This is a genomic window from Alicyclobacillus sp. SP_1, from assembly GCF_024706985.1.
GTDB lineage: Bacteria > Bacillota > Bacilli > Alicyclobacillales > Alicyclobacillaceae > Alicyclobacillus_I.
Window position 1 is genome coordinate 1 of the sequence record NZ_JAMCCX010000014.1, and the last position, 12,160, is coordinate 12,160.

Consider the following 12,160-nt stretch of genomic DNA (forward strand, 5'->3'; position numbering starts at 1 on the left):
CCCATCTCTTCCTTGGTGTAAATTCTCAAGCAACTCGTCCGATAAGACTCACATTTGTCCCGTATCTTCTTTGTCACTTCGCTCAGTCTGCGACGCGCCGTTCGCCGCCACCTCAGTCTGCTGTCCCCCAGCAGCCGTCGACGTAGGCGGAGCGGATGGGTTGTCCGCACTGGCTGCATCCATGCGAACTGTGGAATTTGTCCTTACTTCTGGCGAACTGGCTGCACGAAGCGGCGCGGTTGACGCCTCTCCTTCTGCGGATGAAGCCAGTGCGGCCGTGCGCTGCACCGATGCGTTGCCCGACTTCGCTGCCAAAGCCTGCTCGGAGTGACCTGTTGGCCCATCCGCGGCGATGCGTTCTGACGCTGGCCGATCCGCCCCATTTTCACGCTGCTGCCGCTGCTTTTCCTTCCACTCTTTTTCCACTTCCGTAGCATGACGCTTCGCGGCACGCTGCTTTACATCCGAAAAGAACTGCTCCACTTTTTGCACCATACTTTCATCAAGAACGCTCATATGGTTGGCCACAGGCTCTCCCACGCGCGACAGAATCGTCAAAATTTCTTTGCTGGACATATTTAATTGCTTCGCGTATTCATATACTCTCAGTTTCGTCAAACAATACACCTCCGCTGATTTCCCCCGCCAAGGTCTTGAAGGGCTTTGCAAATCCGGGGTCTGTGACCGCGATAACGGCCATCACCGACCGTCCCACGGCTCGCCCCATCTCTTCCTTGGTGTAAATTCTCAAGCAACTCGTCCGATAAGACTCACATTTGTCCCGTATCTTCTTTGTCACATTGTCACCAGCATCGGTGGCTAACAGCACGCACGCCGCCTGGCCACTCGCGATTGCGGCTATCGCCGCATCCGTCCCAGTAGCCGCGCGGCGCGCTCGACGCGCCATTCCCAGGCTCTGCAAGCCAGCCAACCGTTTAGGTGTCGCCGTGTCCAACGTCCATCGCCTCCCTCACCATCATCTGTTCTAAATCGTCGTACATGACCGGCGGTATCGCCGTTTTCAAAGCTCTTTCGAGCGATTTTTTCTTCCTTGCTTGACGCAGACACTCCACGTTCTTGCACAAGTAAGCGCCTCGCCCGTTCTGGCGACCACGCAGGTCAAGCAGAATCTTCTCCTCCGGAGTCAGCACCACTCGCAACAACTGCATCTTAGGAAACATTTCTTGACAACCGACACATTTGCGCAGAGGAACTTTCCGCACCTTCACTGGGAAATCCGCACCTCGCTTCCTGAACTAGACCTGAAGCAGGGGCATAGACCGCGCCGTTTATGGCTCATTCAGCCAGTCGGACGAAAGCGTCGCCACTTCTTCAGCATCTTCTTCTGGAAACTCCTCAAACAAATCAAGCCCACCCGCTTGCCGCTCGCTCTTGATATCAATCTTCCACCCTGTCAACTTGGCGGCCAACCGCGCATTTTGCCCTTCCTTGCCAATCGCCAACGACAGCTGATAGTCGGGAACAATGGTTCGAGCAATCTTTTCGTCCTCAAGTATTTGAACCTCGACTACTTTCGCCGGAGACAGCGCATTCGCCACAAACTCTGCCGGATCTTCACTCCACTTGACAATGTCGACCTTCTCTCCGCGCAGTTCGTTGACCACCGCTTGAACTCGTGAACCACGCGAACCCACGCAGGCACCCACCGGATCGACCTCCGGATTGCGGGAATGCACGGCTATTTTGGAACGATGCCCAGCTTCGCGGGACACGGCTCGAATTTCCACCACACCTTCGAAGATTTCCGGCACCTCTAACTCAAACAGCCGCTTGAGAAGACCAGGATTGACTCGAGAAAGAACAATCTGCGGCCCTTTGGTGGTTCGTTCGACTTTCGCGATGAAGGCTCGGATACGGTCCCCGGGTTTCAACACATCCGTCGGCATCACTTCTGACAGAGGTAACACGGCTTCCGTCTCGCCAAGGTCTACATAGACGTTCCGACCATCTTGGCGCTGAACGATGCCGCTCACAATTTCTTCTTCCTTATCGGCAAATTTTCCATAAATGACAGAACGTTCTGCCTCGCGAATGCGCTGTGTCACCACTTGCTTCGCCGTCTGTGCTGCAATTCGACCGAAATCTCGCGGCGTGACTTCAATTTCCACCACGTCCCCAATCTGATAATTTGGGTTCATGTCGCGAGCCGCATCTAAGGATATTTCCAGGCGAGTGTCGGTCGGCTCCTCCACCACATCTTTGCGAGCAAACACGCGCACGGTGCCAAGTTCACGATGAATGTCCACATGGGCATTCGGGGCAGAATTAAAATTGCGCTTGTAGCCCGAGATAAGCGCAGCTTCAATCGCCTCAAGCAACGTTTCGCGGTCAATTCCCTTTTCCTTCGCCAACTGGTTCAGTGCTTCAATAAATTCGACGTTCATGCTCCGTTTAACTCCTCCTTTCATCCCCGTCCAAACGAGCTTAGGTCCACACCGATAAGCGCGCCGCCGCAATCTTGTCGAGCGGCAAACAGACATGACGCTGCACGGATTTCTCTGCGTACTCCATCTCGAGGGACGTTCCATCGCAACGCAACAAGACACCTTCAAAAGCTTTGTGACCGTCGAATGGTTCGTAGAGGCGAATGTGAATGCGTTCTCCAAGAGCTCGCTCGAAGTCGGCCAGTTTTTTCAAAGGGCGTTCCGCACCAGGCGACGACACTTCTAAAAAATACGATGTCGCAATTGGATCCGCCACGTCCAGCGCATCAGACAACTGCTCACTGACGCGGCTGCAGTCGTCAATGTCGACTCCACCGGGTTTGTCGATAAACACCCGCAAAAACCAATTGGCCCCTTCCTTTTTATACTCCACTTCCACGAGCTCAACCCCCGCATGCTCCGCAATCGGCAGCGCCAATCGCTCCACAATCTCGGTCACGCGTTCATTCGCCACGCCACTTCCTCCTCCGGTCGCTGTCGACCACAAAACCGACATCTTGCTGGTTGCATAAATCGAAGAGTGGGCAGGACCCACTCTTCGCGCGATAACCTATACGAAGTCTAACGGAGTGATTATACCATTCCGAGGCGGAGAAGTGCAACATAGGTACGTTGCGCCAGAGGTCTTACCATGGTATGGTGAGGGGCGGAGCACAAATCCACTCCACAAACAAATAGAGAGATAAATCGATGGAGAGAATGAGGAAACTATGTCTATAGAAACTTTGAGTCAACTCCGCAATGTTGCTATCGTCGCCCACGTCGACCATGGAAAAACTTCACTCGTCGACCAACTGCTTCGTCAGTCAGGTCTGTTTCGGTCCAATGAGCACGTGGCGGACCGCGCCATGGACTCGGGAGATATTGAGCGGGAGCGCGGAATCACAATTCTTGCAAAAAATACATCCATTCCTTACGCTGGACTCCGCATCAACATCGTGGATACTCCGGGGCACGCGGATTTCAGCGGAGAAGTAGAGCGCATCGTCAAGATGGTGGACGGTGTCCTGCTCGTTGTAGACGCGTTTGAAGGTGTCATGCCACAAACCAAGTTCGTACTGCAAAAGGCGCTTGAAGTGGGGCTGGTACCCATTGTCGTCGTCAACAAAATTGACCGAGAAAATTCCCGACCTGATGAAGTCATTGACGAGGTCTTAGACTTGTTTATCGATCTCGGTGCATCTGAGGAACAATGTGACTTCCCGGTGGTCTACGCTTCGGCTCTGCAAGGCGTGGCTACGCTTGACATGGAAGTGCCAGGAACCGACATGCGTCCGCTCTTTGAGGCGATTGTCAAACACATCCCTGCTCCGACGGGAGATGTGTCCGCCCCTTTGCAATGGCAAGTGACCATGCTTGACTACAATGAATTTCTCGGGCGCATCGGAATCGGGCGCATCACGCGCGGCACGATGAGTGTCGGGGACGCAGTCAGCGTAGTGCGGCGGGACGGCAGTATCTCTCGGGCTCGCATTGTCAAGTTGTTTGCGTTTCAAGGCCTGAAGCGAATTGAAGTACCCTCTGCAGCTGTCGGAGACATCGTGGCCGTCGCAGGCATCGCTGACTTGACGGTTGGCGAAACAGTGTGTCCTGTCGACGCTCCAGATGGACTGCCGACGATTCACATTGACGAACCCACGTTGCAGATGACATTTCGGGTCAACGACTCACCGTTCGCCGGGCGGGAAGGCCAGTTTGTCACTTCTCGGAAGCTGCGTGAGCGCCTCTATGCAGAATTAGAATCGGACGTGTCTCTGCGCGTAGAAGACACAGAAGATACGGATGCATTCCTTGTCTCGAGTCGCGGAGAGCTTCATCTGTCCATCTTGATTGAGACCATGCGTCGAGAGGGTTACGAGCTTCAGGTCTCCAAACCACGTGTCATTTTGCGCGAGAAGGCCGGAAAAGTGGAGGAACCAGTGGAGCACCTGATTGCTGATGTCCCGAGTGACAATATCGGCGCGGTCATTGAAGCTCTCGGTCTGCGCAAAGGCGAAATGGTTAACATGATGCCTGCACCGTCGGGCGGTTCCACCCGACTCGAATTTCACGTACCCGCACGAGGTCTCATCGGATTTCGGACAGAGTTTTTGACCATGACTCGAGGCTATGGCACGATGCACCACAGTTTCCTTCAATACTCCGAATGGAAAGGCGATGTGGTGACGCGCCGTCAAGGAGTACTCGTTGCCAGTGAAAGTGGTACGGCGACGAGCTATAGCATCCAAAATCTTGAGGACCGCGGCATTCTGTTCGTTACGCCTGGAACCGAAGTTTATGAGGGCATGATTGTCGGCGAACACACTCGTGAAAACGACTTAACCGTGAACGTCACGAAAGCGAAACACGTAACGAACGTACGCTCCGCCACAAAGGATGAGACAGTGCGTCTCAAAACTCCACGGCTCCTCACTTTAGAGCAGGCTATGACCTACATCGAGGACGACGAACTGTGTGAGATTACGCCAACCAACATCCGCTTGCGCAAGCGCTACCTCGATAAGGGTGAGAGAGAGCGTGCGGCAAAGCGAGGAAAAGAAGTCCTGTCATAACGAGCAGAAAAGAGAAGTTTCGTCAGAGAGAGCAAGAAAGAGAAGTTTTGTCATAGCAAACCAGGAAAAAACATCTTGTCGTACGCTGCACGAAGGCTCCTTACAACTGCACTAGAAACCCTGATTGCCTCCGTCCGGTAATGCCTGGCTAGCCCCCGCTAAGGAGAAATACTTTTTCTCTTTAGCGGGTTTTTGCACCACGAACCGCTGCTCCGCTCGACCCCTCATCACTTATCCGTCCGACGGAGCAGGCGTTGATGAGTTTTGACGAGCGGGATCGATATCGTAATAGTACCCGAGTGGTAGAACGGAAATGTCTTGCCATTCCAACATACTGACAACAATGTCCACGATTCGACCCACATCCACGGCCTCATGATGTGCCGTGACCACGTCCACAAAAAAGTCGTAGTAACCGAACATGCCGCCAACCGGTCGGGACTCAATCCGTGACAAATTTAATCCGTAATATTGGAACGGGGTCAACGCCGTCAACAAGCCACCAGGCCGATTTCCAACGCCAGTCAGGCAGAGAGAGAGAGTCTTCACCGCACAGTCGTTCGTATTCTGACAGGGAATCCCGATTTTACTGAGAAGCCCAAAACGTGTCACATTATCGCAGTCATCCTCAACATCACTCCATGCCATCTCAAGCTCATACAAAGTCGCCGCAGCCGCATTGCCGAGTGCTCCATAAGAAAAATTCCTCTCATCGCGCACCAACTTTGCGGCCTCTGCCGAGCTGCTGAGGGCCACCGTCTCCACTTTCGGAAATTCACGCTCCAAAAAATTTTTGCACTGTGCAAGAACTTGCGGATGGGAGTAGATTTTCGCAATCTTCTTCAAATCGGCTCCGGGAAGAGTCAACAGATGATGATGTATCGGCTCCCTTAACGCCGCGACCAACATCGGTAGCGGCAACTCTTCTCGTTGATCGATGGCTCTGAGGAGTTCAGACAGCACCCATTGGTCCGGACTTTTCCGGCCATCCGCACGACTACCCGCAAGACTATGCACTGTTTTCCTCATCAAGCGGTCCCAGGTCAAGGTAACAGAACCTTGCACGCTGTTTTCCAGGGGCACACAAGCCATGCTCTCTCCGGGCGCCTCAGATTCTATCGCCTGAATCACTTCGGAAATACTTGCGAGTGGAACCGCCTGAACATCCTTCCAACTTAACAGCGCAGCCAAATGCTGCGTCGCCACATCTGAGTGTGTTCCGGCGGGCCCGAGGTAATAGACCGTGTGCGGGGGTTTCAAACTGGCCAACCTCTCTCACTCCCTTCAAAAGCTAAAGAGCGTTAGCTGATTGGATTCGGGAAGTCCACCCAAACAGCCAAGTCCAAGCAACACTTCAACGACCGACTTGGAAATACGACTCCTATCTTGCAAGTCCTCGATGGACAAAAAAGGACCACTCGACCGGGCGTCCGCCAAATTTCTTGCGGCCGCTTCGCCCACCCCAGCAATGGCAGCAAAGGGCGGGATCAGCGCTTGTTGATCCTCGTGCATATGAAATTTCGTCGCATCCGACTCGTACAAAGAGATGGGAGCAAATCGAAAACCTCGTTCCACCATCTCCAGGGCGACTTCTAACACTGTCAGCAAACTTTTTTCCTTTGGTAAAGCCGAATTCCCCTTTTCCTCTATGTCCTCAATCCTCTTTCTGATAGCGCTGGAACCCTTCGTCATCAGTTCCACGTCAAAGTCGTCTGCTCGCACGGTAAAGTAAGCGCAGTAAAACGCCAACGGATGATACACTTTAAACCACGCTATGCGAACAGCCATGATGACGTACGCGGCTGCGTGAGCCTTTGGGAACATATACTTGATTTTCTTACCCGATTCAATATACCAGTCAGGAACCTGAAATTCTCGCATATAACTTTCCTCATCAGGTTTTAAACCTTTCCCCTTGCGGATAGACTCCATGATTTTAAACGCTCGACTTGGCTCCAGACCTTTATAAATGAGATAGACCATGATGTCGTCGCGCGCGCAGATGACTTCAGACAGCGTTGCAACCTTGTTGCGAATCAACGTTTGAGCATTGTTTAACCAGACGTCCGTCCCATGAGACAACCCGGAAATTCTCACCAACTCGGAGAATGTCGTTGGGTTTGTGTCCTCGAGCATTTGACGAACAAACTTGGTCCCGAATTCGGGAATGGCGTAAGTTCCCGTATTTGAGCGAATGCTCTCAGGCGTAACCCCTATGGACTCCGTGCTGCGGAACAGTTGAAGCACAGCGGGATCGTCAAAAGGAATGCTTTTTGGGTCGACTCCCGTCAAGTCCTGTAACATGCGAATGACCGTCGGATCGTCATGACCAAGAATATCCAGCTTCAAAAGACAGTTTTCCAAGCCGGAATGATAGTCAAAGTGAGTCGTTAAGGTACCAGCGTTTTTGTCGTCGGCAGGATATTGTACTGGCGAGAAATCATAAATGGAGACATCGTTTGGCACCACGACCTGGCCACCCGGATGTTGCCCAGTCGTTCGTTTAACGCCCGTACATCCTTTGACTAATCGGTCCATCTCGGCTTCCCGGAGAACCAGACCGCGCTCCTCCGCATATTTCCGGACATATCCATACGCCGTCTTTTCCGCGACCACCGAGATGGTTCCGGCACGAAAAACGTGATCGCGCCCAAACAGTTCTTCAGTATACCGATGTGCTCGCGGTTGGTACTCTCCGGAAAAGTTCAAATCAATATCCGGAACTTTATCTCCTTCAAACCCGAGAAATGTTTCAAAGGGAATGTCTTGACCGTCGCGTGCGAGAGCACTTTGACAGTTGGGGCACATTTTTGCGGGAAGATCAAACCCGGACCCATAGTGACCATCTTCCATAAATTCGCTATATTTGCAGTTCGGACAGCGATAGTGTGGGGCGAGCGGATTGACCTCAGTGATATCAAGCATGGTCGCCACCAACGAACTGCCCACCGAACCACGACTGCCGACGAGATAACCATCGGACAGGGATTTGGTCACCAACTTATGGGCAATCAGATAGATCACCGCAAAGCCATTCGAAATAATGGAATGCAACTCTTTTTCTAAGCGTTTTGATACGATTTCTGGGAGCTCTTTCCCATACAACTCTTCAGCACGGGCATATGCAAGACGACGTACATCGTCTTCAGCCCCTTCAATGACTGGCGTAAACAACTCCGTGGGGATGGGGCGCACGTCTTCGACCGAGTCCGCAATGGCCTTAGGATGGTCGACCACGACGGCCATGGCTGCTTCGCCCAAATACTCAAACTCCTTCAGCATCTCATCAGTGGTACGGAGATAGAGCGGCGGTTGATGCATGGCTGCAGAAGCATTCTGCGACTGCAAAAAAACTTCGCGAAACACCCCGTCCTCAGGATTCAAAAAATGGACATCGCCGGTGGCGACCACGGGTTTGTTCAGTCGTTTGCCGAGGTCGACAATTTGAGCATGTAGCTGTTTGATTTCTCCTACATGGAGAATCTCTTCACGAATTAGGTTGTCGTAGTGGCTCGGAGGCTGAATTTCCAAGTAATCGTAGAACGAACAGATTTCTTCTATCTCCTCCATGGACTTTCCGCGAATAAACGCTTCAATCAGCTCGCCTTGTTGACAGGCCGTCCCGATGAGCAACCCGTCTCGCAAACGCGCTAATTCCGTTTTAGGAATCCTTGGGGTTCGATACAAATGCGTCGTGTGCGCCAGCGACACCAACTCATACAAATTGCGCAACCCTGCTTGCGACTGGACAATCACTGTCGCGTGAAAAGGACGAACTTTGCTGACATCAGCAGAATTTGACAAGTCGTTCAATTGGTCAAGGTTATCAATCCCGATCTCAGACAGAGACGCGAGCATTCTCGAAAACACTTTGGCCGTGGCCTCAGTGTCGGCCAGTGCGCGATGGTGATTGACCAATTCCACATCAAACTTTTGGGTGAGTGTCTTGAGTCGATAATTTTTCTCACCCGGATAAAGAATACGCGCCAACGCCAACGTGTCCACGATTGGGGGCGTCCACACATCCATACCTAAACGTTCCATCGACTGTTGCAAAAAACCGCTATCAAATTCTGCATTGTGCGCAACCAGTACCGCATCGCCCACGAATTCGCGAAATTTCGGCAAGACATCTTCTAGATGAGGCTGTCCGACTAACATGTCCGGTGTAATCCCCGTCAGTTCCGCAATCTTCGGAGAGTAACCGCGTTCTGGGTCAATCAGAGAGGTAAAGTGGTCAAGCAATTGCCCTCCCCGCATCCGCACTGCAGCAATCTCAATCAGTGCATCTTGACGCGCGTTGAGTCCCGTCGTCTCCGTGTCAAACACGACGTATTCAGTCTCGTCGGACAGACGTCGCGTCACTGGGTGAATGACCACTTTTGCGGCATTATCGATAACATATGCTTCCACTCCAAGAAGCACCTTGACCCCGTGTTTTTTCCCTGCACTGTATGCATCGGGAAATGCCTGGACTCCCCCGTGATCCGTTATTGCAACGGCAGGATGCCCCAACCGCGCGACTTCCGCGATGAGTTCGGAAGGCGGAATAATTCCATCCAAGGAAGACATGTTGGTATGTGCGTGCAGCTCAATACGCGGCGCGTCTGCTCCATCCACTCGAAGTTTGGGTTCGGTCGGCTGCATGTCTTGAACCATGAACACGATTTCTTTGCTGTACGTGTCAAATTGCACCTGCCCGCCAATGCGCAGTGTAACGCCATCTACTAAATCGGAAAACGACTCTTTTTGGCGTTCATCGCGCACAAAACACTTGGCTGTAATGGAACTCGTATTGTCGGTGATATTAAACTGAACCAAAGTCCTCCCGCTCGGCAGAGTGCGCTTGTCGACGCTAAACACGCGACCTTCAACAACAGCCCGACGCATCTCATCCTCAATCAGCCGGATAGAAATGACGTCTTCGGAAGACATGGGCCGACCCAGGGTCAGCGGGGCCGACGACTCCTCTTCTGCGCGTCCACGCCGTCCCATCCCCCGTGAAGTCACGGCGTTTGTGGCGGCCTCTCGGGCTGCTGCTGTTTCTTGTTTGGCTTCTTCTTCTAAAATGCTGGCAACGTGTTCTTGTTCCATCTTTTTCAATTGCGAGCGAAAATCCGCCTGACGCTCTGAAAAACATTCTTGCGTCTCTAGTCTCAATTGGACGGATATCCCGAAAAACTCGAGTACCGCTCGCTCCATCCACGACGTAACCGACTTCTTTTGAAGTATTTCCACTTCTGAGGGATTTTGAAGCCGTGCTAAGACCACCCACGACACTTCATCGGAGAATCCTTCGCTTCTGCTCAGCACCTCCCACTCGGCCGTCAGCAACCAACGGGCAGCTACCGGCTCTTGACACAGCCACGTATGAGCGAGAGCTTGGAAAATACGCGCATAGGCATTCCCCGACCGGAGTTGCCATGAGTGCGCACATTGAAAGCGCACATCGCGAACGAGCGGGGTTAATGTCCGCTCAACCTCTGCACGCACTTCCACCGCCACTGTCAGCCAGTCGGCCAGCGCCTGTACGGGGAGGGGTTCAACTGCGCCCTCATCGCCCAAGTCATCTCGCATGGAAAAAGTACCGGCGTCTAGGAATACATCTTTCGGCGGGCAAAAAAGAACAGTGACGCTAAGAGCTTCTCTATCGACCATAACTTTAGAAACGCAGCGACGAATTCGGGTGGTCCAGTCCGCAGCATCTTGATAGGTTTGCACCACGCCGGGAGTGGACGGTACCGCCCCATTGCTCTCCATCGCATGGGAAAGCGTCTTGTCGATTCCAGAATTCAAGAAACTATTCACTCCTCCAGCAGTCCGAGCTTGTTCGTCTGTTGACATAGGCTTCCATCCGCTCTTCTATGCGTTCAGAAAAACCGGACGACATCTCGATACGTAATGACCACTGTCAACACCATCAACAGGCCAAATCCAACGAGATGGACCAAACCTTCTTTCCGAGGATCAACCGCCTTACCCCGGATGAGCTCGATGACCATAAAGAGCAGTCGGCCGCCGTCCAAAGCTGGAATAGGAATCAGATTAAAGAGCCCAAGATTAAGCGACAGCAGAGCCGTGATGTAGACCACTTGCCAAATACCCGTTTGTGCCTGCTGAGAAATAACATCCGCAATTCCAACGGGTCCAGAAAGATCTCGAAATTGATGCCGCTCAATCACTTGGCCGTAAAGATGAATGGCACTCACGCTGTTCGTATAAACCGAAGCAAATCCGTGTACAAAAGCTTTGGCTGGATTGTGCGTCAGAGCACTATCAATCCCGAGCAAGGGCACTCCGTTTGGCCCCAACTCTGGTTTAACCTCAACTACCTTGCGCTGACTACCATGCATGACCACTAATTTCACGGGACGAGGTGGATTTGTATTGTCGGAATGAATTGCCTGAACCAATTGTCCCCAAGAATCAATCGGTCGCTGTCCAGCTTGAACAATACGGTCACCCGTTTCCAGATGGGCTGCAGCAGCCGGCGTACCCGATATCACCCCACCAACCACGGGTTGTCCAGACGGCATGCCAAAGTGAATGAACGCTAAGGAAAAGAGCACACCCGCCAACAGAAAATTCATCACTGGACCTGCAAGAATAATCGCTGCTCGTTGGGAGAGAGGCTTTCCAATCAACTGTTCCCGCTTTTCAACAATGGGGATGGACGACCGTGGACCCGTCATCACACGAGCGTGTGGTTGCACAGGAAATGTCCGCAAGGTACCGTCGGCCGTCTCTAAAGTCACAGTCAACTTTTGCATTAAGTCGAGGGCGCGAACCACTCCCACTGGCGCATCCGGAATAGTATCAGGCTCCGCTAAGACACTGATTTGCCCATGGTCATTCAGTCGATAGGCAACCGACTCCCCAATGCGAAAATAAGCGTCTTGCGGCATCTCTCCAGCGAGTTGAACAAATCCGCCGATCGGAAATAGGCGAATGGAATACTCCGTACCACCGCGTTGAAACGCAAACAGCTTCGGACCCATACCGAGTGCAAAGACAGGAACAGCCACTCCAGACTTTTTCGCCACATAAAAGTGACCAAATTCATGCAAAACGATGCATACGACAAACACCAAAATAATCGCAATGGCTGACCGAAGGATGTGCAACAAGGAAATCAACCACATC

At 52.5% G+C, this 12,160-nt stretch carries 9 protein-coding genes; 1 reads left to right on the forward strand and 8 read right to left on the reverse strand.

What is annotated here, in order from left to right:
* Positions 1 to 48: 48 nt before the first annotated feature.
* The 5 genes from M4I36_RS16785 to rimP are packed head-to-tail and all read right to left on the reverse strand — an operon-like array spanning position 49 to position 2,919.
* On the reverse strand, positions 49 to 618 hold the full coding sequence (locus M4I36_RS16785) for a translation initiation factor IF-2 N-terminal domain-containing protein (protein WP_374985326.1): 570 nt from the start codon (positions 616 to 618) through the stop codon (positions 49 to 51).
* A complete protein-coding gene (locus M4I36_RS03230) occupies positions 596 to 955 on the reverse strand; it encodes a L7Ae/L30e/S12e/Gadd45 family ribosomal protein (RefSeq protein ID WP_258110225.1) in 360 nt (119 codons plus the stop codon). The genes M4I36_RS16785 and M4I36_RS03230 overlap by 23 nt, the downstream gene beginning before the upstream one ends.
* Positions 936 to 1,229 carry an RNase P modulator RnpM gene (rnpM, locus tag M4I36_RS03235; protein ID WP_258110226.1) on the reverse strand — a complete coding sequence of 98 codons (294 nt, stop codon included), beginning with the start codon at positions 1,227 to 1,229 and terminating at the stop codon, positions 936 to 938. Before rnpM ends, M4I36_RS03230 begins: the two co-directional genes overlap by 20 nt.
* 60 nt (positions 1,230 to 1,289) lie before the next feature.
* Entirely contained in the window at positions 1,290 to 2,405 is a 1,116-nt protein-coding gene (gene nusA / locus M4I36_RS03240) for a transcription termination factor NusA (protein ID WP_258110227.1), read from the reverse strand.
* A 40-nt stretch (positions 2,406 to 2,445) separates the two neighbouring features.
* Entirely contained in the window at positions 2,446 to 2,919 is a 474-nt protein-coding gene (gene rimP, locus M4I36_RS03245) for a ribosome maturation factor RimP (protein ID WP_258110229.1), read from the reverse strand.
* Between the two features lie 256 nt (positions 2,920 to 3,175).
* Between rimP and typA the strand changes: the two genes are divergently transcribed.
* Positions 3,176 to 5,017: a translational GTPase TypA gene (typA, locus tag M4I36_RS03250; RefSeq protein WP_258110230.1), complete on the forward strand. Its 1,842-nt coding sequence runs from the start codon at positions 3,176 to 3,178 to the stop codon at positions 5,015 to 5,017.
* Between the two features lie 231 nt (positions 5,018 to 5,248).
* On the opposite strand, the gene M4I36_RS03255 is transcribed toward typA, so the two are convergent.
* From M4I36_RS03255 to rseP, 3 genes are all read right to left on the reverse strand, one after another.
* A complete protein-coding gene (locus M4I36_RS03255; protein ID WP_258110231.1) occupies positions 5,249 to 6,286 on the reverse strand; it encodes a prephenate dehydratase in 1,038 nt (345 codons plus the stop codon).
* 15 nt (positions 6,287 to 6,301) lie between these two features.
* Positions 6,302 to 10,813, reverse strand: coding sequence for a PolC-type DNA polymerase III (locus tag M4I36_RS03260; RefSeq protein WP_258110232.1), 4,512 nt, complete (start codon positions 10,811 to 10,813; stop codon positions 6,302 to 6,304).
* 74 nt (positions 10,814 to 10,887) lie between these two features.
* The gene (gene rseP, locus M4I36_RS03265; RefSeq protein ID WP_258110233.1) at positions 10,888 to 12,159 is read right to left on the reverse strand and encodes an RIP metalloprotease RseP; all 1,272 of its coding nucleotides are present in this window, start codon (positions 12,157 to 12,159) and stop codon (positions 10,888 to 10,890) included.
* Position 12,160: the final 1 nt, after the last annotated feature.